Raw genomic sequence first — 21,494 nt, forward strand, 5'->3', positions numbered from 1 at the left:
CGTAAGTTTACATCCGACCTACCGGAAGTCAAGGATATTTTTACGACGGTGGTAAACTTCGCTCATGACCAGCACGGATGTGGGCCTCCGGGAGCTCAAGAAGCAGGAGACACGGCAGCTGATCTCCGACCAGGCGACGCTTCTCTTCATCGAGAAGGGCTTCGAGGAGACGACGATCGCCGAGATCGCCGCCGCGGCGAGAGTCGCGAAGAAGACCGTCACCAACTACTTCGCGCGCAAAGAGGACCTGGCGCTCGACCAGCACGAGGAGTTCACGAACGGGCTGGCGAACGCCGTCCGCGACCGGAAGGCGGGTGAGTCGGCGCTGGCCGCGCTACGGCGCACCTTCCTCGACGCGGTGGCGGAGCACTCCCCCGTGATCGGCTTCACCGGGCCGGTCTTCGCGAAAATGGTGCTGGAGAGCCCGACCCTGACCGCACGGCTGCGTGAACTGCACGAACTGCGCGAAGCCGCGCTCGCCGACCTGCTCGCGACCGAGACCGGAGCCGACGCGGACGACGTCACGCCGGTCATGGCCGCCGCCGAGCTCAACGCGATCGACCGCGTCCTCTTTCGCGAGGTCCTCCGGCGTTCCCACGCCGGCGAGAGCAACGACGAGATCGCCGAGGCGCTGACGAAGGCCACCAAACGAGCTTTCGAGCTGCTGGAGCCCGCCTTCGGCGACTACGCGATCCGCGAATAGCCCTGGGTTTTGTCGGGGGTAACCGCTAGGTTTCGCCTCATGTCTGAGGGGACCTTGCTCGACGTCGTCTACTGCGAAGGCTGGGACCCGGCCACCCGCGCGCTGATCGGAAGGTTCTCCCCCGGAATCGCGCGGGAACGCGACGCCTCCGGGGAGCAGTACGCCGTCGCGTTGGTACGTCCCGGCTCCGGAGTTCCGTTGGTACTGGTCGAAGTCGCTTGGAAGCACCACTTCGCCCGCTCCGCGCACTTCGACGAGCGGAGCAGACGCCGTGGGTTGTTCGAGTTCCGTGTGCTCGAAGACGGCTCGCTGTTCCTCGTGAAGGTCGAACAGTGGACCTACCATTTCGATGACCAGGAGGAATTCGACGAGCAGAACGCCGGCCGTGTCGAGCTGTCCTTCGGCCCCGACGGCGACGGCTGGATGCACAAGGCTCCTCGGGGTTACGGCGGCGGTTCCAGCAGCGGCCGCGTGCGAAAGCCGTTGTCCGAGCTGAGGATGCCGAAGCCCACCTTCGGCGACTGGGAACCCTTCACGAATTCCAAGGAGCTGACTCTGCGGACGCCGGACACCCCGGTCACCGATCCACCGCTTCCGGTCGAGGAACGCCCTTGGCGGCCCTCCGTTCCCTTGCGCCCCTTCGGTATCTACGAGATGTTCACGGCGGGCACGCGCTTCTCCCTGAGCGGCGGCCACGGCGTCGTCGAGATCGGGCTTCGGGACGCCGGGACGCTCCGCATGACGAGCGGCAGGCTCGTCGCGGCGGATCCGGCCTTCCTGGATTCGGACGCCGCGCACTTCACCGTCACCGTGCCTCCCGGCGAGTACCGGGTGGTGGTCTCGGTGATCCGGTTCGTCGACGAGCCGTCCCACGAACGGGTCGTGGCCGCGAAACTCGTCGTCGCCGACGTCCCCGTCGCCACCTGGGAAGCAGCGCTCTGGCCAGGGCAGAACGCGCTTTTCCTCGGTGACGGGGAGTTCTACGGCTACGGCGTCGACAGCGGCACGGGCTGTTTCACCGACGCCGACGCCCTTCCCGAGGAGATGGACGACGAGCTGCTCGAGAAGTTCGAGGAGGTGGACCCGCATATCGACGTCACCCCGGACGGCGCCGACGGCAACATCATCGCGTTCACCACCGGCTGGGGAGACGGCAGTTATCCGACCTGGATCGGCCGGGCGGCCGACGGCACGCCGGTCTGCTTCGTCACCGACATGCTGATCCTGAACCGTGCCCGGATTCTCACGGCCTGAGCGGGGATCATGGCGCCATGACCTTCACCGGAGAAGAGATCGCGTACCTGCGCTCGCAACCGTTGGCCCGCTTCGCGACCCTGTCGGAGGACGGTGAACAGCCCGACGTCGTCCCCTTGGCGTTCGAATTCGACGGAACGGATTTCTGGGTTGGCGGCGCGGGCGCATCGGTCCTGGCGACCCGGAAGTTCCGCAATATCCAAGCGGGACAACGCAAAGTCGCCTTGCTCGTCGACGACCTCGTCTCGCTCGACCCGTTCATCGCGCGCGGTGTCCGGATCTACGGAGAGGCCGCCGACCCGATCGAACGGATCGGAATCGTCGGCCCGGGCATCTACTCGCGCGTGACGCCGAAGGTGTCGTGGAGCTGGAACATGGCCGGCGAACCCGCGGGCGAGGCTTGGTATCCGTCGAGGCGAGCGGTTCACGGCGACACGTAGAGGAGCATGTCCATTCCTCGGCTTGTTGCCGGGTCGGATGCGCGGGAAGGCCACCGATGAGCGGGATGTAGGGATCTTCGCCGAGTTCCAGGGCGAGCCTGACATCGGCGTCGGTGAACTCGCGAAGAACGACGGATCCGTGGGCGGGCGGCTCGGTCATCGGTCCATTCTTGTCGGTGGGTGGCGGTACCTTCGAATCCATGCGGGAGCTGATCGTCACCGAGAACTGCACGATCGACGGCGTGATCGAACTGACGGGCGACTGGTTCAGCCCGGGCGACACCGATCCGGACGTGGACCGGTCCGACGTTCTGGCCACGCTCCGGGAACAACGTGAGAACGCCGACGCGTTCCTGCTCGGACGCGTCACCTTCGAAGACATGCGTGGGTACTGGCCGCACCAAACCGAAGACACGACAGGCATTTCCGCTTATCTCAACACCGTGAACAAGTACGTCGTCTCGAGAACGCTCACGGAGCCGGAGTGGGAGAACACCACCGTGCTCTCCGGTGAGCTGCGCTCGGAGATCGAGAATCTGAAGGCCAGTGAAGGCAAGGACATCGTGACCACCGGCAGCGTCTCGCTGGTGCGATCGCTCATCGCCGACGGGCTCGTCGACGAGTACCGGTTGTTCGTCTATCCCGTCGTGGTCGGCGAAGGCCGTCGACTGTTCGAGGGCGCCACCGGTGTCCCGAAGCTTCGGCTGGTGGAGGAGAGGTCGTTCGCTTCGGGAATCGTGCTGCTGCGCTACCGGGCGGCGTCGAACTGACGGCTTCACCGGGTCGTGCGGCGGGAATTCTCTGCTCACCCGCTGCTGGGTAGGGTCGTGCTCCGGTTCGGCGACGGGAGAACGACGGAGGTGGCGCGCATGGCCGACGCGTCGAAGTTCACGGCCGAGGTGTTCCGTCGCGCGTCGGAACGGCCCGAGGTCCCACCGAGGCTGGCCCGGGCGGCGACCTGCGTCCGGGAAGGCAAGTTCACTTGGGAGGAGGTCGCTACCGGGAATTGCGAGCACCCGCTCGCGCAGGCGTTGTTCGCGCCCAGAGCCCAGGAGAAGCTGTGGCCGCTGCTGGCCGAGGTCGCCGCCGAGCTCGAATCGGAGCCTCCGCCCGCCGAACCCCGGCGCGCGCGACGAGCACCGACGACGGACGACGACTTCAGTGAGTACACCTACCTCGAAGACCTGGCCGACCAGAACACGCGTCCCGCATGGCCGCAAAGGCGGGGGCGCGGCCGGTGAGCGGCCCCCGTGAGAAAACAGGGTGAGGAGCGCACGGTCCCGCGCGTAGCGTCGGCGACCGTGATCGGTGAGACGGGCACAGGAGACGACCCTTCGGACGGCTGGTTCCCCGAGAGCGTGGCCGCGAACTACGACGAGCCGGGCGGAGCGAACGCACCCGACGTGGTGACGCCCGCGGTGGACGTCCTCGAAGACCTGGCCGACGGCCCGGTGCTCGAGTTCGCCGTCGGAACCGGACGGATCGCGATCCCGCTGGCCGCGCGTGGCGTGCCGGTGAGCGGTATCGAACTGAGCCGGGCGATGGCGGCACGGATCGCGGGCAAGCCGGGTGGCGGCGCGGTCGGCGTCACGATCGGAGACATGACGGCAACGCGGGTGGACGGCGAGTTCTCGTTGGTCTACCTGGTGTTCAACACGATCGGCAACGTGACCACCCAGGACGGGCAGGTCGATGTCTTCCGCAACGCGGCGGCGCATTTGCGGCCGGGCGGGCTGTTCCTCGTCGAGGTGGGCCTGCCCGCTCTGCGCCGCCTGCCGCCCGGGCAGGACACCGTCCCGTTCGCGATGGCGCCGGGCTATGTCGGTTTCGACCAGTACGACGTGGTCACGCAGGAGTTCACGTCGAACCATGTCACCGTGGCACCGGATGGACAGGGGCGGTTCCGCCGCATCCCCTTCCGGTACGTCTGGCCTGCCGAACTGGACCTGATGGCACGTATCGCCGGGATGCGCCTGAAGCACCGTTGGGCGGACTGGGACCGCTCGGAGTTCACAGCCGAGAGCACGAAGCACGTGTCGGTCTGGGAGCGCGGTTCGTGAGGATGATGGCCGCGCTGACGGCGAGCAGAGGCAAAGCCCACAGGGCCGTCGTGAGGTAGCCGGCCCGGGAAGGGAGCAACGTGCCGTCCGGGGTGGCGGCGGCGAGCAGGAGACCGGCGAGAGCACTGCCCACGGCCATCCCGATGCTGCGGGCGATCTGGTTGATCGAGAGCACGCTGGCCGTTTCCCCTTGGGGCACACCGGCCAGAACGAGTTTGGGCATCACCGCGAAGACACCTCCGACGGCGAAACCGAGCAGGGCGATCGCGGCCAGAACGAGAAGGAACGACCGGTTGCCGATGGCGAACAGCAGCGCGCTCGCCACTGCGATCAGGACCGCGAACGCGTAGGTCCACCGTTCGGTGAGGCGTGCGATGAGCCGCGGGATCGCTTTTCCCGCAACGAATCCGAGCAGTGAGAAGGGGATCAACGCCGCACCCGCGGCGACTCCAGGAAGCGCGAAACCGTAGGGGGCGCCGGATGGCGTCTGCACGTAACGGGTGAACAAGCTGAACAGCAGGTACAAACCCGCACCGGCCACGAGAATCGCCAGGTTCGCGCGGAGGATGCCGCCTTGGCCGAGCAACCGGAGGTTCACCAGCGGCGCCGTGGTGCGCAGTTCGATGAACGCCCACACGGCCAGGACCGCGACGGACCCGGCGAGAACACCGGAGCCCAGCCACGCGGTCGTCCAGATCGAGGGCTCGGCGATGACTAGGAGGATCCCGAGCGTGCCGAGTGCGAGCAGCAGCGTGCCGGGAACGTCGATCCGAGGAAGCTCGCCGGGTGCTTCGGCGGGCAGGAACCGCCAGGCGATGACGAGCGCGACAGCGGAAAGGAGGAAGCCGAAGCCGTATGCGACACGTAGTCCCGCGAGCTGGTCGAGAAGGCTGACCACCGGGTAGCCGACGCCGATGCCGACCGTCGACGCGACCGAAAGGGCGGCGATCGTCGATGTCGCGCGCTCAGGCGGCAGGTGTGCGCGGGCGACGCTCATCAACAGCGCTCCGGCCGCGACCCCGAGGCCCTGCATGCCGCGTCCGATCAACAGCGCCGCGTACGGGAGCGGGAGCACCGTCAGCAACCCACCCGTCATGACCAGGGCCAGGGTGCCCAGGATGGTGGCGCGGCGGTACGGGCCGCTGCCGAGCCTGCCCAGCACCGGGCCCGCGATCGCGCCGCTGAACAACGTCACCGTCAAGGTCCACTGCGCGGCGTCCAGCGAGACGTGCATGCCCGTGGCGACCGGAGTGATCAGGGGCGCCCCGACGCTGCCGATCACCGCGCCCGCCAACGCCGTGCACACCAGCGCGGGGCTCAGCCGCTCGTCGTGCCGGACGGGGACACTCATCGGTTCGTCTCGGTCGTGATGTGGGTGAACAGCCCAGGCTGGATCCGGGTGCGGACGCCTTCGGCCCAGGCGTCGCCGACCTGCTCGACGTCCATCGCGGCGCCGGTGTTGAGCAGCATCCCGAAGGCGAGGAACGTCTTCACGGTCACCGGGTCGAGCCCGGTGCCGTCCTCGGTCGTGCCCCACATCCGCGCGAAACAGGACCGCACCGCGTCCCGCACTTCCGGGTCACCACACGCGGCGAAGCCCTGAAGCTGCAACAACAACCCGGTCCGGTCGGCCAGGAGGTCGTAGTACTGCGCGCCCATCGCCGAGAGCGCGTCCAGGCCGGTCTTCCCGTCGCCCGCGTCCCGCATCGCGTCGCTGAGCCGCTCGAACGCGGCTTGGACCAGCTCCAGGAACAGGGCCTTCTTCGTCCCGAACATCCGGAAGACGTACGCCTGCGTGATCCCCGCCGTCTTCGCGATCGCTTCCGTCGACGCCCCGTGCAGCCCGTGTTCCGCGAACTCCTTCGCGGCGATGGCCAGCACTTGGGCACGTCGTTCGGGTCCGCTCATCCGTCCAGCCATCCCTCTAAGTTACTGGTTACTAACCACTAACTAAAGGTGGCCTACGCAACAAACAAAGCGGCCCCGTGACTGGGTCACGGGGCCGCTTTGGTGTGGCGAGTGAGGGATTCGAACCCCCGAAGGCAGTGCCGTCTGATTTACAGTCAGATCCCTTTGGCCGCTCGGGCAACTCGCCGTGGCCGGGTGTCCCCGGCCGAGACGAAAGAATACCCAATGCCGTGGCGGGCCGGTCAACCGGGTTCCGCAGGGCTAGGGTGGAAGCTCCTGACAAGCGAGTACGAGGTGTGAGAACACGTGGCGGATCCCTCTTTCGACGTGGTGAGCAAGGTCGATCGCCAGGAGGTGGACAACGCCCTGAACCAGGCCAGCAAGGAACTCGGTACACGGTTCGACTTCCGGGGTACCGGGACCAAGATCGACTGGTCCGGTGAGGAGGCGATCGCGATCGAGTCCGAGACCGAGGAGCGGGCGCTGGCGGCGGTCGAGGTGTTCAAGGAGAAGCTGATCAAACGCGGCATCTCCCTGAAGGCCTTCGAGGCGGACGAGCCGGCGTTGTCCGGCAAGATCTACAAGATCGGCGGCAAGATCCTGCAGGGGATCGCGTCGGACAAGGCGAAGCAGATCGCCAAGTTCATCCGCGACGAAGGCCCCAAGGGCGTCCAGGCGCAGATCCAGGGCGACCAGCTGCGGGTGTCCGGCAAGAAGAAGGACCAGCTGCAGGACGTGATCGCCTTGCTGAAGGGCAAGGACTTCGAGATCGCGCTGCAGTTCACGAACTACCGCTGAGCACGGCGACGACGAGGCCACCTTCGGCAGAAGGTGGCCTTCGTCATGTCTAGGACGCGGTGACCGTCCAGCTCCCGTCGCCTTCCACCGACACGAAGGCCGGGCCGGACACGGGAACGCTGCCCTTGTAGTCGCCGAGCTGGTTCACCGGGAGCTCCGAGTAGTCGCCGCTGTGCACCCACACCGCCGTACGACCGCTGTTCTTGGTCGTGATGGCGACCGCCGAGACGCCATCAGGCGCGGCGAAGACCGCTTCGCTCTTGCCCGACAGGGGCTTGCCCGGCGTGAGTACGGGCAGGCCGCTTTCGTCGGTGATGGTCAGCGTCCAGGCGGCGTTGGCCTTGACGGTGAACGTCTTCGCCTGACGGCCGGGCATGTCGTTGATCCACTGCGTGCCCTTGTACGGGCCGATGTCGTTGACGATCAGCTCGTTCTCGGTGTTGACCGCGACGTGCCCGGAGCACTTCGGACACTCGAAGGTCACGAAGCCGATGCGCGACGGCCAGGCCATGGGGACCGACGCGTTCCCCTTCCCCGAGTGCTTCTCCTCCGGCTGCGGGCCGGGTTTCGGGGTGGTGGTCGGCGTGGGGGTCGTCGATGGTGAGCGCAGCCCTTCCGGGGCGGCCGCCCGTGGGACGACACGGCCCAGAGCCGGCGGCGAGCAGGCCACCAGGCCCGCGGTCAGCAGCACGGCACTCGCGGCCGCGCACAAGCGCCTGATCACGTGTTTCCCCCTAGTCGAACCCGTCATCCGATCTTCGCCGACCGATAGCCCAGCGTTACCGGATCACTCGGCCGAGCGATTCAGGCCACTCGGACGTGGGTTTCCGCCGCAACGCCTCCGCGGGAGTCCGAAAGGGACAAAAGCCCGTGTTGTAATCCGGCGATCGCGTTCGAGGAAGGTCACGATGAGACGCCGTTTCAGCTCCGCACTCGCCTTCGCGCTGTCACTCACGGTGATCGCGTCCCTGTTCACGTCCGCGCAGGCCGCGGAGCGCCAACAGCTCGTGCCCGGCTACGGCTCGTACCCGCGGCTGATCCGCCTGGAGCATTCCCCGATCGGCCGCGGCCGCATCCTCGCGTCGCTGACCAGCGAAGACGCGAGCGGCAAGTTCACCCCGATCATGGAGAGCACCGACGAAGGCCAGACCTTCCACAAGATCGGCGAGGTCCGCGACCGCGACGGTCGCCGCGGCATGTGCTGCGGAACGCTGTACGAACTGCCGCAGCGGGTCGGCAGGCTGCGCGCCGGCACCCTGCTGTGGGCCGCGAGCTACCGGCAGGACGCCGGTCCGCAACGGCGGATCGGCATCAGGATCTGGTACAGCCGCGACGCCGGCCGTTCGTGGGCCTTCCTGTCCGAGGCCGCGCGCTCGCACAACCACGACGGCATCTGGGAGCCGGAGTTCGTCGTCGACGCGGGCGGCACGCTCTGGCTGCACTACGCCGACGAGACCGAGGCGCCGCAGTTCGCGCAGGTGATGAACCGGGTCGCTTCCACCGACGGGGTGAACTGGGGCACCAAGCAGCGCACGATGGCGATCCCCCCGCATCGGGTGCGGCCCGGGATGCCCATCATCCGCCGCCTCCCCGACGGCCGGTACTACCTGGCCTACGAGATCTGCAACTACCGCGACCGCTACTGCGACCCGTACTTCAAGATCTCCCCCGACGGCGCCAACTGGGGCGATCCCCTCGACCCCGGGACCCGCGTCACCACCGCCAGCGGCAACTACTTCCAGCACGCGCAGACGATCACGCTGTTCCCGGGTGGCCCGAACGGGGTGCGGCTGGTGATGGTCGGGCAGATCTACACCAACGCCGCCGGGGTCCCGCAGGCCAAGAACGGCCAGGTCCTGCTGGCCAACGACAACTTCGGTGCCGGGCACTGGTACGAACTGCCCGCGCCGGTGCATGTCGTCGGGATCCACAACAACTTCTGCCCCAACTACAGCTCGACACTGCTGCCGGTCGACGGCGGCAAGAACGTGTTGCAGATCTCCACCGAGTACAACCTCGGCTGCAAGGCGTATTTCGCGAAGGGCCCGGCGTTCTGAGCCACCCGGTAGTGTGAGGTCCCGAGCGATCGGCTACGAAGCGGGGGCATCGCATGAAGGGCATCGTGCTGGCCGGGGGCAGTGGGACGCGTCTGCATCCCATCACCCAGGCGATCTCGAAACAGCTGCTACCGGTCTACGACAAACCGATGATCTACTACCCGATCTCGGTGCTGATGTTCGCCGGGATCCGCGAGATCCTGATCATCTCGACCCCCGTCGACCTGCCGCATTTCCGGCGCCTGCTCGGCGACGGCAGCCAGTTCGGGCTCAGCTTCAGCTACGCCGAGCAGGCCGCCCCGAACGGGCTGGCCGAGGCGTTCGTCATCGGCGCGGACTTCGTCGGCGAAGACGACGTCGCGCTCGTGCTGGGCGACAACATCTTCTACGGCCAGGGGTTCTCCAGCAGGCTGCAGGCGGCGGCGTCCGCGCTCGACGGCTGTGTGCTGTTCGGGTACCCGGTGAAGGACCCGCAGCGGTACGGCGTCGGGGAGATCGACGCCGACGGCAAGCTCCTCTCCATCGAGGAGAAGCCCGAGAAGCCGAAGTCGAACAAGGCCATCACCGGCCTGTACTTCTACGACAACCAGGTCGTCGAGATCGCCCGCGACCTCAAGCCCTCCCCGCGCGGCGAGCTGGAGATCACGGACGTCAACCTCACTTACCTGCGGCAGGACCGCGCGACCCTGGTCGACCTCGGCCGCGGGTTCGCCTGGCTCGACACCGGAACGCACGACTCGCTGCTGGAGGCGGGCCAGTTCGTGCAGGTCCTCGAGCACCGGACGGGTGTCCGGATCGCCTGTCTCGAAGAAGTCGCGCTGCGCATGGGCTTCATCGACGCGGAGCAGTGCTTCGCGCTCGGGGCGAAGCTGGCGAAGTCCGGCTACGGCGAATATCTGATGAACGTCGCGCGCACCCAGGGTGCTACCGGCTGAACAGGTGTTCCCGCAGGGTGTCGCCGGTGTAATCGGTCCGGAAGACACCCCGTTCCTGAAGCCGCGGGACGACGTCGTCGACGAACGCGTCGAGCCCACCCGGGGTCAGATGCGGCACCAGCACGAAGCCGTCGGCGGCGTCGCTCTGGACGTACTCGTCGATCGATTCCGCGACCTGCCGGGCGGTGCCGACGAACTGCTGGCGCGCGGTCACCTCGATGACCAGTTCGCGGATGGAGAGCTTCTTCTCCTCCGCGATCGCTCGCCATTTCGCGGCCACGGCCAGCGGATCCTTCTCGTGCCGGACCCGGCCCCAGGTCAGCGGTTCGGCGTCGGGATCCGGATCGATCTCGGGGAGCGGGCCATCGGCGTCGTAGGCGGAGAGGTCGCGGCTCCAGACCTGTTCGAGGAACTGGATCGCGGTCGCCGGCCGCACCTGCTGATAGCGGATCTCGCGGGCCTGCTCGTGCGCGTCCTCCTCGGTGTCGCCGAGGACGAAGGTGGCGGCGGGCATGATCAGCAGCTCGCCGGGCTCGCGGCCATAGGCGGGTAGCCGTCGCTTGACGTCGGCGAAGAACTCCTTGCCGCTCTCGAGTGAACCGTGCCGGCTGAAGATGACGTCGGCGGTCTTCGCGGCGAACTCCCTGCCCTCGTCGGAGTCCCCTGCTTGGATGACGATCGGCTGCCCCTGCGGGGTCCTCGGCACGGTGAATTCGCCGCGGATGTCGAACTGCGGTCCACTGTGGACAAAGCGCTCTATGCCGCGGGCGAAGACGCCGTTCTCCTTGTCCCCCACCACCGCGTCGGGCGCCCAGCTGTCCCAGAGTTCGCGCACGGTGGCGAGGAACTCCTCGGCGCGGCGGTAGCGGTCCTCGCGTTTCAGGAAGCCGCCGCGGCGGAAGTTCCGGCCCGTCCACGCGTCCGGTGACGTGACGACGTTCCACGCGGCGCGGCCGCCGGAGAGATGGTCGATGCTCGCGACCTGCCGTGCGACCTCGTACGGCTCGTTGAAGGTGGACGACAGCGTGCCCGCGAGGCCGAGCCGGGTGGTGACCGCGGAGAGCGCGGCCAGCACGGTGGTGGTGTTCGGCCGCCCGACGACGTCCGAATCGAGGATCTTGCCCGCGTGTTCGCGCAGACGCAGGCCCTCGGCGAGGAACAGGAAGTCGAACTTGCCCCGCTCGGCCGTGCGCGCGAGGTGTTCGAAGGACGAAAAGTCGATTTGGCTACCCGAATGCGGGTCACTCCACACCGTCGTGTTGTTGACGCCGGGGAAGTGCGCGGCGAGTTTGACCTGTTTGGGCATTTGTCACGCCTCCGCGTACTGGTTGACGGCGACCCCGAGGCCGAGATGATCGCGCAGGGTGGCGCCGGTGTAGGTCTGCCGGAACGCGCCCGCGGCTTGGAGCGCGGGCACGGTCTCGGCGGTGAAGAGCGCCAGGTCGTCGGGCAGGACCGCGGGCCGGATGTGGAAGCCGTCGAGGCTGTTGGATTCCGCGAGGCGGGGCAGCTCGGTGGCGAGGTCGGCGGGAGTTCCGGTGAAGCTCGGGCCCGGCGGGAAGGGCGCGTAGGCCTCTAGCGCCCGGCGGCGTTCGATGGCCGCCTGCTCGGTCTCGGCGAGCACGATCGACAGGCCGGCGAGCAGTTTCGCGTCCGGGAAGCGCTCGCGGGCGCCGCGGATCTCGTCGACCAGGACGACGTCGGCGCCGTGCGCGTACGGCGAGTCGCCGTAAACCGCGACGACGGGGTGGCCCTGCGGCGGGCGTGGTGTGATCGAAGGTCCCTTGATGCTGAAGAAGCGGCCTTCGAAGTCGACGTAGTGCAGCTTCTCGCGGTCGATGAAGCGGCCGGTCGGCTCGTCGCGGATGATCGCGCCGTCCTCCCAGCTGTCCCAGAGGCGGGCGATGACGTCGACGACCTCGGCGTTCTCCGCTTCGGCGTCCACCTCGGACGGCAAGGTGCGCCTGCCGAAGTGCGCGACCTCGGCTTCGGTGCGCGAAGGCACCGCGAGGACGCCTGCGCGGCCGCGGCTCGCGAAGTCGAGCGAAGCGACGGCCGTCGAGATGTGGAACGGCTCGGTGTGCGTGGTGGTGACCGTGGGAACGAGGCCGATCCCGCTGGTCACGGGGGCTATCGCGGCGAAGGTAAGAAGCGCGTCCAGCCGGCCTCGAACGACCTCCTCGCCTCCGGGTTGGAGCGCGAGTGTGTCGTCGAGGGTGACGAAGTCGAGCGAAGCCGCTTCAGCGAGCTTCGCGTGGGCGAGGTAGTGGGCGGCGGTGAACAACGCGGACGGGCGGACGTCGGAGACCCGCCAGGCGGCCGGATGCTGCCCGGCCCCGTCGAGCGCGACCCCGAGGTGCAACTGCTGTGCGGAACCCATGCCCGGGGAACTCACGCGCCCGGCCCTCGATTCCCGCTCCCACGAGGTGAGATCCCCGGCCCGACCTGCGTTTCGCGGGCTAATCGCGATCTGGGGGCCACCTGCAGTTAGCGGGCTAAACGCGATCTGGGGGGACGGGGTCAGTAGGGGCGGCGGGCCATGTCTTCCAGGCGTCGGATGCGTTCGGCCATGGGCGGATGGGTCGAGAAGAGCTTCGAGAGGCCTTCGCCCGGACGGAACGGGTTCGCGATCATCAGGTGCGACTGCGAGACCAGCTTCGGCTCCGGCACGAGCGGCGCCGCGCGCGTCCCGCTGTCGAGCTTCCGCAGGGCGGACGCCAGCCCGAGCGGGTCGCCGGTGAGTTCCGCGCCCGACGCGTCGGCCTGGAACTCCCGCGAGCGGCTCACCCCGAGTTTCACGACGGCGGCCGCGATCGGCCCGATCAGCACCAGCAGCAGCCCGACCAGCGGACTGTCGCCGTCCTCCCGGTTACCGCCGCCGAAGACGCTGGTGAACATCGCGATGTTGGCGATCACGCTGATCACGCTCGCCAGCGCGCCCGCGACGCACGAGATGAGGATGTCGCGGTTGTAGACATGGGACAGTTCGTGCCCGAGCACCGCCCGCAGTTCGCGTTCGTCGAGCAGGTCGAGGATGCCGGTGGTGCAGCACACCGCCGCGTGCCGGGGGCTGCGGCCGGTGGCGAAGGCGTTCGGGGCGACGGTGGGGCTGATGTAGAGCCGCGGCATCGGTTGCCGCGCCGTGGTCGCCAGCTCGCGCACGATCCGGTACATCGCCGGCTGCTCGGCCTCGGACACCGGCCGCGCGCGCATGGCCCGCAGCGCCAGCTTGTCGGAGTTGAAGTAGGCGTACGCGTTGACGCCGAGCGCCACCACCAGGCCGATGACCAGCGCGCCCCGCCCGAAGAAACCGCTGATCCCGACGATCAGCGCGGACAGCAGGCCGAGCAGGACGACGGTCTTCAGCCCGTTCTGGTGCTTGTGCACGGCGTCCTGCTCCTTTCTTTCTCAGGGTGGGGGTTACTCATCGGAAACAACGCGATCGGGGGACGCGAAGTTCCTTCGCGTGCTCGGATCGCGGGTTATCGTCGAAGCCGGGAACGATCATCGGGAGGCGCCTGTGCGAGGACCCGAACTGAGCCGCCGAGCCCTGCTCACGCTGGCCGCGGCCGGTGCCTCCGCGGTCGCCTTCGCACCGGCGGCCAGAGCCGAGAAAGTCCTTCTCGTCGAGGTCGAGGGCACCCCGGAGGCGGTCGCGGTGAATTCCGTCACCGGCTTCGCGTACGTTTCGGACCCGTCCACCGGCACGATCGTCGTCCTCGACTCGCGGTCCGGCACGGTCGGTGACGTGATCCCGGTCGGCGGCGAACCCGCCGGGCTGGCCGTGGACGCGGTGACCAACCGGGTCTTCGTGGCGAACCCGCCCGCCGGGACGGTCCTGGTCTTGGACGGACGGACCAACGACGTCGTCAGCGTGGTGCCGGCCGGGCCCGGCGCGTCCAGTGTCGACGTCGACGAGCAGGCGAACCGCATCTACGCGGTCAGCGATCTCACCGGGACGCTCGCCGTCATCGACGGCGTGAGCTGCCGCCTGCTGGACCTGGTCCCGGGCCCGACACGGGGGCTGTCCTCCACAGCGGTCGACAGCGGGCGCAAGCTCGCTTACTGCACCAGCACGACCACCGATTCGCTGGAGGTCTTCGACATCGGCGCGGGCGAGTTCACCGGCGGGATCCCGGTCGGCAAGTCGCCGACCGGCGTGGCCGTGCACGGCGCCACCGGCACGGTGTTCGTCGCGAATTCGGCCATCCATCATCTGTCCATCGTGGACACGGGCACACGCAAGGAAAAGGCGACCGTGCTGCTGCGCTCGGAGTCTTCGGCGCTCGCGGTCCACGAAGGTTCGAACACCGTTTACACCAACGGCGGCCCCAACGGCATCGCCAGGATCGACGGCAGGACGAGCCTGCTCACCGGCGACCTGTCACTCGGCGTGAACCCCGGCGCGGTCGCGATCGACCAGCGCACCAGGACGGTGTACGTGGCGGATCCCTTACGCGGCAGGGTTTCCCTCATCAGGGACTTCTGACGCCGGAACGGGCATGATGGCGGGGTGAGCGAGTACGCATTGCGTGGCGGGCTGCAACCCGACGTCTCGGCGGTCACCGCCGTATTGACCCATCACGGTGTCGAAGGGCCGGACGGTCAGGCGCCCGGCGAAGCGCTGGTCTTCGCCGCGTCCGGTGGGATCGGCGCCGGCTACATCCTGTGGGACTTCGCGCACGAGACGACGTCGACGATCGTGTTCGGCTTCCGCGCGCGCTGGCAGTATCCGCAGGAATGGCTCAAGTCCACAGTGGACCGTCTTGGGCTCGCCGTCGACATCCACACCACCGGCGGCAAACGTGCCGCCGCGAAACGGCTTTCCGCGAATCTCGAAGCGGGACGGCCGTCGATCGTCCTCCCCGACCGCGAATCACTCGGCTACTGGCGGCTGCCGCCGGAGATGTCCGGCGGTGGCGGCCACTTCGTCGTCGCGTACGGCGAAGAGGACGGCCGGGTGCTGGTCGACGACCGGAACCTCGCCCCGCTGACGGTCGACCGGAAGACGTTCGACGCCGCGCGGGGCCGGGTCGGCTCGTACAAGAACCTGCTCGCCACGATCGAGCCCGGCGAGGTCCCCGACTGGCGGGCGGCCGTGCGCGGCGGGCTGACGGACTGCGCCCGGAACCTCTCGGAGCCGTCGAAGTCGTTCTCACTGCCCGCCTGGGGGCGCTGGGCGAAGGCGATGACCGACGAACGTGACCCCAAGGGCTGGCCGCGCGCGTTCGGTGAGCGGCGCGGGCTCGTCGGGGCGCTTTTCACTGTGTGGGAGAGCGTCACTCCGGCGGGGATGGAGGGCGGGCATCTGCGCGGGCTGTTCGCCGACGCGCTCACCGAGGCCGCCGCCCTGCTCGAACTCCCGGCGCTGGCCGAACAGGCGTCGACCTGGCGCGGGATCGCCGAGCGCTGGGCGGAGCTGGCCGAGGCGGCCGTTCCGGTGGCGAACGCCGAATTCGCCTGGATGCGCGGGCTCGTCAGCGCGGTTTCCGCGGGTGTCCGCGAGGGCGACGCGGGGCAGGAAGCCGCCGCGGCCGCCGGTGAGGAGATGTGGAAACTGCGCGCGCACTACAACGACGAAACGCCGTTCACCGACGTCGAAGCCCGTGAACTTTTCAGCACGATGGGCACCCTGCTCCGGGACATCCACACCGCCGAGACCGCGGCGATCCGCGAGCTCTCCGAAGCCCTGATGGAGTGAACCGGGCCGGTGTCCGTTGCGCCGCGCGGCCGGAACACCACGCGATCATTCAAGATCCACTTCGTGCACGCACATCCGCTGGGGACGACCAGTGCGCGTCCCGCTCCCGAGATCCACCTCCACCGCCATCGCCTGCGTGTCGCCGACCTGGACCATCTCGGCCACGTCGGGAATGTGCGGTTGCTCGACTATTTCCAGGAAGCCCAGGTCGCGATGCTCGACCCGCGGCGTGAGCACCTCTTCCAGGCCAAGGGACCGGCGTATCTCATCGCGAAGCACAACGTCAGCTACCTGCGCAGGCTGACCTTCCGCGACAGCCCGGTCGAGGTGGAGACCGTGGTCGGCCGGATCGGGACCTGCGACGTCGTGGTGAACAGCAGGCTGCGTGACGAGCGGGCCGTTTACGCGCGCTGCCGCACCATCTGGGTCGCGTGCGTCCTGCCCGAAGGCAGCACGCGAAGACTCGGCGACGAGGAACGCGAGCGGTTGACGCGGTTCAGCGGGGCGATCGACGAGCTCTCCTGAATCAGTTTTTAACCGTTTATGCTCCATTTCCCGCAGCACCGGAAAACGGCTGGGCCGTTCAGCGGCTGATCATCCCGCTTTTCGGCCGGTACCTTCGGAAGACCTCTCCCCTGCAGAGCTCCCCGGAGGTATTTCATGCCACGGTCGAAGTCTGTCCGCTTTCTCGCGCCCTTGGTCGGCGCGATGCTCCTGACGAGCGGGGTGGCCGTCGCCGCCCCGGCCGCCGAAGACCCCCAGTTCATCCGCCTGGCCAGCAGGACCTTCGATCCGCTCAGCCAGCGCACGGCCGCGAGCCAGGACTGGAAGGGCGCCTACCTGCTCCAGGTCCGGAGCGCGCTGACCGACGAACAGCGTGGGCGATTGCGTTCACTCGGCGTGCGGATCGGGACCTACATTCCCGATTTCGCCTACGTGGTCCGGCTGAAGCCGGAGAACCGCGAATCGGTCGCGAAATTGAATTTCGTCCGCTGGCTCGGCGAATACCGGGCGGACGACAAGGTGGAGATCTCATCGGCCGCGACGGGCGGCTACCTGGTGACGCTGGTCGAATCGGACGCGCGGGATCAGCGCGCGGTGGCCGAGCGGATCCTGCGGCTCGGCGGCGGCATCGAGGCGATCTCGCAGAGCGGGCAGCACATCGTGGCGAAGCTCGGCCCCGGTCAGGCCGCCACCGTGGCGCAGGGGGCCGAGGTGCTCGCGGTCGGCGCGATCACCGCGCCCGAGACCGACATGGCCAACGCCAGGGAGAGCGGCGGCGCGAACTACATCGAGAGTGTCGGCGGCTACCGCGGCCAGGGCGTGCGCGGCGAGGTGATGGACGGCGGACTGCGTGTCACGCACCAGGAGTTCAAGGCTCGGCCGACGGTGATGCACGGGTCGAACTCCACCAGCACCAGCCACGGGACTTCCACGTACGGCCAGATCTTCGCGTCGGGGGTGAGCGCGCCGCAGCGGGGGCTGCTGCCCGAGGCGCAGGGGATCTTCGCGACCTACAACAAGCCGGACCGCTACGCCCACACCAAGGAACTGGTCGACCCGGCCGGCAAGTACCGCGCGGTGTTCCAGAGCAACAGCTGGGGCGGCGGGCTGACCACGGCCTACAACTCGGTCTCCGCCGAGCTCGACAAGATCGTCTTCGATCACGACCTGCTGATCTGCCAGTCGCAGAGCAACGCGGGCACCCAGCAGTCGCGGCCGCAGGCCTGGTCGAAGAACGTGCTCTCGGTCGGCGGGCAGTACCACTACAACACGCTCGGCCGCACCGACGACAAGTGGAACGGCGGCGCCAGCATCGGCCCGGCCGCCGACGGCCGGATCAAACCCGAGCTGTCGAACTACTACGACCGGATCGACACCACGTCGTCCGGCAGTGACACCTCGTACACGACGTCGTTCGGCGGCACGAGCGGGGCGACGCCGATCACCTGCGGAAACGCCGGGCTGCTGTTCCAGATGTGGGCCGACGGCGTGTTCGACGGCGGCCCTGGGAAGGGCCGCGACGTCTTCGCGAGCCGCCCGCACGCCGCGACCGCGAAGGCGCTGCTGATCAACGGGGCCGACCAGTTCACGTTCAGCGGCACCTCGCACGACATGACCCGGACGCATCAGGGCTGGGGCACCGCGAACGTGCGGTACCTGCACGAACAGGCCAAGGCGAACGGGTGGAAGCTGCCGGTGCTGGTGAACGAGACCGACCTGCTGGGCACCGGGCAGTCGAAGAAGTACACGGTCGCGGTGAACGGGACCAAGCAGTTCAAGGCCACGCTGGCCTACACCGACCCGGCGGGCTCGCCGAGCGCGTCGGTCACCAGGGTCAACGACCTGACACTGAAGGTCACCGCGCCGAACGGGACCGTCTACTACGGCAACAACGGGCTGAAGGCGGGCAACTTCTCGACCGCGGGCGGGTCGCCGAACACCGTCGACACGGTGGAGAACGTCATCCTCGAGAAGCCGGCCGCCGGTACGTGGACGGTGGAGGTCGTGGCGACCCAGGTGAACGCCGACGGTCATCCGGAGACGTCGGCGACCGATGCGGACTACGCGTTGGTGGTTTCTTGACGGTGTGACGGCCCGGATCGCGTTTAGCGGGCTAAACGCGATCCGGGCCGGGGGCACGTGGCGATGGGATGTCGCGAAAGCCACTTTCGAGACATCAGACGTCGCGAAAGTGGCTTTCGCGACGTCTGCGGAGGCCTGACGAGTCGCGTTTAGCGGGCTAAACGCGATCCGGGCCGGGGTCTGGCGGGTCGCGTTTAGCCGGCGGAACGCGATCGGGCGGGGTTGCCCGCGCCCGGATGGCGGAGACGTCTGCGCCGATGGCCGAGACGACAGGTTTCGGTTGTGAGACGGAAGCGTGAGACCCCTGGAAGGCATGTAACGAGGCGACCCGAGGTGCCGACGTCTGGGATACGTGACGCGAGCCAAGGAGCCTCTCGATGACCACCTGCCGACTCTGCGGCTCGGCCCATCTCGCCAGTGTCGTCGACCTCGGGGCGACGCCGCCGTGCGAACGATTCCTGACCGCGGAACAGCTGCAGGAACCGGAGCCGACCTACCCCCTGCACCTGCGGGTCTGCACGGAATGCTGGCTGGCCCAGATCCCGCCGCTGATCACCCCGGAAGAGACTTTCACCGAATACGCGTACTTCTCGTCGTATTCCGCCTCTTGGGTCGACCACGCCAAAACGTTCGTCGACGGCGCCGTCGAGCGGCTGGGGCTCGACGAGTCCTCGTTCGTCGTCGAGGTCGCCAGCAACGACGGTTATCTCCTCAAACACGTTGTGGCGCAGCAGATCCGTTGTCTGGGCGTGGAACCTTCGGTGAACGTGGGCCAAGCCGCGCGTGACGCCGGGGTGCCGACGAAGACCGCCTTCCTCGGTCCCGAAACCGGACGTGACGTCCGCGAGGAGCACGGTCCCGCCGACCTCGTCGTGGCGAACAACGTTTACGCGCACATTCCGGACATCATCGGTTTCACGCACGGGCTCCGCGCCCTGGTCGCCGATGACGGCTGGGTCAGCATCGAGGTCCAGCACCTGCTGACGCTGATCCAGGAGAACCAGTACGACACGATCTACCACGAGCACTTCCAGTACTACACGGTGGAATCCGCGCGCCGGGCCCTCGCGCGCGGCGGATTGTCCGTTGTGGACGTCGAACTCCTGCCCACCCACGGCGGTTCGATCCGGTTGTGGGCGCGCCCGGACGCCGTCGCCGGTGAGCCGAGCGAGCGGATGATGCAGGTCCTCGACGCCGAAAAAGCGGCCGGACTGCACGAAATGTCCGGCTACACCGAATTCTCCGAGCGGGTCACCAAGGTCCGGCTCGAGCTGAACAAGTTCCTCACCGACGCCGCGCTCGAAGGCAAGACCGTCGTCGGTTACGGCGCCCCGGGCAAGGGCAACACGCTGCTGAACCACTGCGGCATCCGCCCGGACGTCCTGCGGTACACCGTCGACCGCAACCCGTACAAGCACGGCCGGTTCACCCCCGGCACCCGGATCCCGATCCTGCCGCCGGAACGCATCGAAGCGGACCGGCCCGATTACGTGCTCGTCCTTCCGTGGAACCTCCGGAAGGAACTGACCGCCCAATTGTCCTTTGTGGACGAATGGGGCGGGAAACTGGTCTTCCCCATCCCGCACCTGGAAATCGTCGAGGTGAAGTCGTGAAGGTAGTCCTCTTCTGCGGCGGCTACGGCATGCGGATGCGCAACGGTGACGCGTCCGACGTGCCCAAGCCGATGGCCATGGTCGGCCCCAGACCCCTGATCTGGCACGTGATGCGGTACTACGCGCATTTCGGGCACACCGAGTTCATCCTCTGTCTCGGCTACGGCGCGCACCACATCAAGGAGTTCTTCCTCAACTACCAGGAGACCACCTCCAACGATTTCGTCCTGCGCCGCGGCAAGGCCGAACTGCTGTCGACCGACATCGCGGACTGGTCGATCACCTTCGTGCAGACCGGTCTCGAATCGGCCATCGGCGAACGGCTGCGCCGGGTGCGCCCGTATCTCGAGGGCGACGAGATGTTCCTCGCCAACTACGCCGACGTCCTCACCGACGCCCCGTTGCCGGAGATGATCGAGCGGTTCACGGAATCCGACGCCGGCGCGTCGATGATGGTCGTGCCGCCGCAGTCGTCGTTCCACTGCGTCGAAATGGGTGAGGACGGCCGCATCGGCGCGCTGACCCCGGTCAGCGAGATGCCGCTGTGGGAGAACGGCGGGTACTTCGTGCTGCGCCAGGAGGTCTTCGACCACATCCCCGAGGGCGGCGACCTGGTGGCCGACGGCTGCGGCGAGCTCGCCAAACAGGGCAAGCTGCTCGCGTACCCGTATCGCGGGTTCTGGAAGCCGACCGACACCGTCAAGGAGCGCGTCCAGCTCGACGACGCGTACGCGCACGGAGACCGTCCGTGGGCACGCTGGGAACGCGAAGCGGCGAGCACGGCGTGATCGAGCTCGGCACCGGCGGCGTCCAGCGGATCGTCGCGCTCGGCGCGCACTGTGACGACATCGCCATCGGGGCGGGCGGCACGCTGCTGACGATCTGCGCCGCCAATCCGGGTGTCCGGGTGGACGCCCTCGTCCTTTCCGGCGGCGGCACCGAACGGGAGACCGAGGAACGCGCGGCGCTCGCGGCCTTCTGTCCGGGCGCCGACGTCGAGGTCACCGTGCTCAAACTGCCCGACGGCCGGCTTCCCGCGCATTGGGAGGAGGCCAAGAACGGGCTGGAGGAGATGCGTCGCCGCACCGATCCGGACCTCGTCCTCTCCCCGCGCACGGCGGACGCGCACCAGGACCACCGCGGCCTGGCGAAGCTGGTGCCGACGGTGTTCCGCACCCATCTCCAGCTGGAGTACGAGATCGTGAAATGGGACGGCGACCTCGGCAAACCCACCGCGTACGTCCCGCTTCCCGCCGAGCGCGCCGAAGAGAAGGTCCGTCTGCTCCAGGAGCATTACGCCTCCCAGCGGCACCGGCCCTGGTACGACCGGGAAGCCTTCCTCGGCCTCGCCCGCATTCGCGGCATCGAATGCGGGCAGCGCTATGCCGAGGCCTTCGACCTCAAGAAACTGACGCTCGACCTCACTCCGAAAGGCTGAA

At 68.1% G+C, this 21,494-nt stretch carries 22 protein-coding genes and 1 tRNA gene; 16 read left to right on the forward strand and 7 right to left on the reverse strand.

The window, feature by feature from the left end:
• The first annotated feature begins 64 nt into the window (after window positions 1–64).
• From AJAP_RS36170 to AJAP_RS36195, 6 genes are all read left to right on the forward strand, one after another.
• Entirely contained in the window at window positions 65–703 is a 639-nt protein-coding gene (locus AJAP_RS36170; RefSeq protein WP_038519937.1) for a TetR/AcrR family transcriptional regulator, read from the forward strand.
• Window positions 704–742: 39 nt separating this feature from the next.
• The gene (locus AJAP_RS42630; RefSeq protein ID WP_051972693.1) at window positions 743–1,957 is read left to right on the forward strand and encodes a DUF4241 domain-containing protein; all 1,215 of its coding nucleotides are present in this window, start codon (window positions 743–745) and stop codon (window positions 1,955–1,957) included.
• Between the two features lie 17 nt (window positions 1,958–1,974).
• Window positions 1,975–2,397 carry a PPOX class F420-dependent oxidoreductase gene (locus AJAP_RS36180; RefSeq protein ID WP_038519939.1) on the forward strand — a complete coding sequence of 141 codons (423 nt, stop codon included), beginning with the start codon at window positions 1,975–1,977 and terminating at the stop codon, window positions 2,395–2,397.
• Window positions 2,398–2,597: 200 nt separating this feature from the next.
• Window positions 2,598–3,167 carry a dihydrofolate reductase family protein gene (locus tag AJAP_RS36185; RefSeq protein WP_038524519.1) on the forward strand — a complete coding sequence of 190 codons (570 nt, stop codon included), beginning with the start codon at window positions 2,598–2,600 and terminating at the stop codon, window positions 3,165–3,167.
• 99 nt (window positions 3,168–3,266) lie between these two features.
• Window positions 3,267–3,638: a hypothetical protein gene (locus AJAP_RS36190; protein WP_038524521.1), complete on the forward strand. Its 372-nt coding sequence runs from the start codon at window positions 3,267–3,269 to the stop codon at window positions 3,636–3,638.
• A gap of 60 nt (window positions 3,639–3,698) precedes the next feature.
• Complete coding sequence (locus AJAP_RS36195) at window positions 3,699–4,457, forward strand: class I SAM-dependent DNA methyltransferase (protein ID WP_038519942.1); 759 nt, start codon at window positions 3,699–3,701, stop codon at window positions 4,455–4,457.
• Here AJAP_RS36195 and AJAP_RS36200 read toward each other — a convergent pair.
• The 3 genes from AJAP_RS36200 to AJAP_RS36210 form a co-directional block, all read right to left on the reverse strand.
• Window positions 4,408–5,808: an MFS transporter gene (locus AJAP_RS36200; protein WP_038519944.1), complete on the reverse strand. Its 1,401-nt coding sequence runs from the start codon at window positions 5,806–5,808 to the stop codon at window positions 4,408–4,410. The two genes, AJAP_RS36195 and AJAP_RS36200, sit on opposite strands and share 50 nt — an antisense overlap.
• Complete coding sequence (locus tag AJAP_RS36205) at window positions 5,805–6,377, reverse strand: TetR/AcrR family transcriptional regulator (protein WP_228694743.1); 573 nt, start codon at window positions 6,375–6,377, stop codon at window positions 5,805–5,807. Before AJAP_RS36205 ends, AJAP_RS36200 begins: the two co-directional genes overlap by 4 nt.
• A 93-nt stretch (window positions 6,378–6,470) precedes the next feature.
• Window positions 6,471–6,552 (reverse strand) — tRNA-Tyr (locus AJAP_RS36210).
• Window positions 6,553–6,671: 119 nt separating this feature from the next.
• Between AJAP_RS36210 and AJAP_RS36215 the strand changes: the two genes are divergently transcribed.
• Window positions 6,672–7,163 (forward strand): YajQ family cyclic di-GMP-binding protein, encoded by a 492-nt coding sequence (locus tag AJAP_RS36215; protein ID WP_007030975.1) that lies wholly within the window; start codon window positions 6,672–6,674, stop codon window positions 7,161–7,163.
• Window positions 7,164–7,212: 49 nt separating this feature from the next.
• Here the strand turns inward: AJAP_RS36215 and AJAP_RS36220 are convergent, their stop codons facing one another.
• A complete protein-coding gene (locus AJAP_RS36220; RefSeq protein ID WP_038519950.1) occupies window positions 7,213–7,887 on the reverse strand; it encodes a hypothetical protein in 675 nt (224 codons plus the stop codon).
• A gap of 184 nt (window positions 7,888–8,071) precedes the next feature.
• On the opposite strand from AJAP_RS36220, the gene AJAP_RS36225 reads away from it, so the two are divergent.
• Both AJAP_RS36225 and rfbA read left to right on the forward strand, forming a co-directional pair.
• Window positions 8,072–9,220, forward strand: a complete 1,149-nt coding sequence (locus AJAP_RS36225) for a sialidase family protein (protein ID WP_037332807.1) — start codon at window positions 8,072–8,074, stop codon at window positions 9,218–9,220.
• 53 nt (window positions 9,221–9,273) lie between these two features.
• Window positions 9,274–10,155, forward strand: coding sequence for a glucose-1-phosphate thymidylyltransferase RfbA (gene rfbA / locus AJAP_RS36230; protein ID WP_038519953.1), 882 nt, complete (start codon window positions 9,274–9,276; stop codon window positions 10,153–10,155).
• Here rfbA and AJAP_RS36235 read toward each other — a convergent pair.
• The 3 genes from AJAP_RS36235 to htpX form a co-directional block, all read right to left on the reverse strand.
• Entirely contained in the window at window positions 10,145–11,461 is a 1,317-nt protein-coding gene (locus tag AJAP_RS36235) for an NtaA/DmoA family FMN-dependent monooxygenase (protein ID WP_038519956.1), read from the reverse strand. The genes rfbA and AJAP_RS36235 overlap by 11 nt on opposite strands.
• Window positions 11,462–11,464: 3 nt before the next feature.
• Entirely contained in the window at window positions 11,465–12,535 is a 1,071-nt protein-coding gene (locus AJAP_RS36240) for an LLM class flavin-dependent oxidoreductase (protein ID WP_038519959.1), read from the reverse strand.
• A 140-nt stretch (window positions 12,536–12,675) separates the two neighbouring features.
• Entirely contained in the window at window positions 12,676–13,542 is an 867-nt protein-coding gene (htpX, locus tag AJAP_RS36245) for a zinc metalloprotease HtpX (RefSeq protein WP_038519963.1), read from the reverse strand.
• 133 nt (window positions 13,543–13,675) lie between these two features.
• On the opposite strand from htpX, the gene AJAP_RS36250 reads away from it, so the two are divergent.
• The 7 genes from AJAP_RS36250 to AJAP_RS36280 all read left to right on the forward strand — a co-directional run bounded on the left by AJAP_RS36250 (window position 13,676) and on the right by AJAP_RS36280 (window position 21,493).
• A complete protein-coding gene (locus AJAP_RS36250; protein WP_038524524.1) occupies window positions 13,676–14,644 on the forward strand; it encodes a YncE family protein in 969 nt (322 codons plus the stop codon).
• Window positions 14,645–14,668: 24 nt separating this feature from the next.
• Window positions 14,669–15,856, forward strand: coding sequence for a BtrH N-terminal domain-containing protein (locus AJAP_RS36255; protein ID WP_038519965.1), 1,188 nt, complete (start codon window positions 14,669–14,671; stop codon window positions 15,854–15,856).
• A gap of 63 nt (window positions 15,857–15,919) precedes the next feature.
• Window positions 15,920–16,381 carry an acyl-CoA thioesterase gene (locus tag AJAP_RS36260; RefSeq protein WP_228694745.1) on the forward strand — a complete coding sequence of 154 codons (462 nt, stop codon included), beginning with the start codon at window positions 15,920–15,922 and terminating at the stop codon, window positions 16,379–16,381.
• A gap of 135 nt (window positions 16,382–16,516) precedes the next feature.
• Window positions 16,517–18,442, forward strand: a complete 1,926-nt coding sequence (locus AJAP_RS36265; protein WP_038519968.1) for a S8 family serine peptidase — start codon at window positions 16,517–16,519, stop codon at window positions 18,440–18,442.
• 377 nt (window positions 18,443–18,819) lie between these two features.
• Window positions 18,820–20,055 carry a class I SAM-dependent methyltransferase gene (locus AJAP_RS36270; RefSeq protein ID WP_038519969.1) on the forward strand — a complete coding sequence of 412 codons (1,236 nt, stop codon included), beginning with the start codon at window positions 18,820–18,822 and terminating at the stop codon, window positions 20,053–20,055.
• Window positions 20,052–20,843 carry a sugar phosphate nucleotidyltransferase gene (locus AJAP_RS36275; RefSeq protein WP_038519972.1) on the forward strand — a complete coding sequence of 264 codons (792 nt, stop codon included), beginning with the start codon at window positions 20,052–20,054 and terminating at the stop codon, window positions 20,841–20,843. Before AJAP_RS36270 ends, AJAP_RS36275 begins: the two co-directional genes overlap by 4 nt.
• Window positions 20,840–21,493, forward strand: coding sequence for a PIG-L deacetylase family protein (locus AJAP_RS36280; protein ID WP_038524527.1), 654 nt, complete (start codon window positions 20,840–20,842; stop codon window positions 21,491–21,493). Before AJAP_RS36275 ends, AJAP_RS36280 begins: the two co-directional genes overlap by 4 nt.
• The last annotated feature ends 1 nt before the right edge of the window (window position 21,494 follow it).

Origin of the sequence: Amycolatopsis japonica (genome assembly GCF_000732925.1) — a bacterium.
Taxonomy (GTDB): Bacteria; Actinomycetota; Actinomycetes; order Mycobacteriales; family Pseudonocardiaceae; genus Amycolatopsis; species Amycolatopsis japonica.

Bases quoted from the DNA above. Each gene is read 5' to 3' on its own strand.
- AJAP_RS36170 (WP_038519937.1), top strand. From the start codon at position 65: ATGACCAGCACGGATGTGGGCCTCCGGGAGCTCAAGAAGCAGGAGACA.
- AJAP_RS42630 (WP_051972693.1), top strand. From the start codon at position 743: ATGTCTGAGGGGACCTTGCTCGACGTCGTCTACTGCGAAGGCTGGGAC.
- AJAP_RS36180 (WP_038519939.1), top strand. From the start codon at position 1,975: ATGACCTTCACCGGAGAAGAGATCGCGTACCTGCGCTCGCAACCGTTG.
- AJAP_RS36185 (WP_038524519.1), top strand. From the start codon at position 2,598: ATGCGGGAGCTGATCGTCACCGAGAACTGCACGATCGACGGCGTGATC.
- AJAP_RS36190 (WP_038524521.1), top strand. From the start codon at position 3,267: ATGGCCGACGCGTCGAAGTTCACGGCCGAGGTGTTCCGTCGCGCGTCG.
- AJAP_RS36200 (WP_038519944.1), bottom strand. From the start codon at position 5,808: ATGAGTGTCCCCGTCCGGCACGACGAGCGGCTGAGCCCCGCGCTGGTG.
- AJAP_RS36205 (WP_228694743.1), bottom strand. From the start codon at position 6,377: ATGGCTGGACGGATGAGCGGACCCGAACGACGTGCCCAAGTGCTGGCC.
- AJAP_RS36225 (WP_037332807.1), top strand. From the start codon at position 8,072: ATGAGACGCCGTTTCAGCTCCGCACTCGCCTTCGCGCTGTCACTCACG.
- rfbA (WP_038519953.1), top strand. From the start codon at position 9,274: ATGAAGGGCATCGTGCTGGCCGGGGGCAGTGGGACGCGTCTGCATCCC.
- AJAP_RS36235 (WP_038519956.1), bottom strand. From the start codon at position 11,461: ATGCCCAAACAGGTCAAACTCGCCGCGCACTTCCCCGGCGTCAACAAC.
- AJAP_RS36240 (WP_038519959.1), bottom strand. From the start codon at position 12,535: ATGGGTTCCGCACAGCAGTTGCACCTCGGGGTCGCGCTCGACGGGGCC.
- AJAP_RS36265 (WP_038519968.1), top strand. From the start codon at position 16,517: ATGCCACGGTCGAAGTCTGTCCGCTTTCTCGCGCCCTTGGTCGGCGCG.
- AJAP_RS36270 (WP_038519969.1), top strand. From the start codon at position 18,820: ATGACCACCTGCCGACTCTGCGGCTCGGCCCATCTCGCCAGTGTCGTC.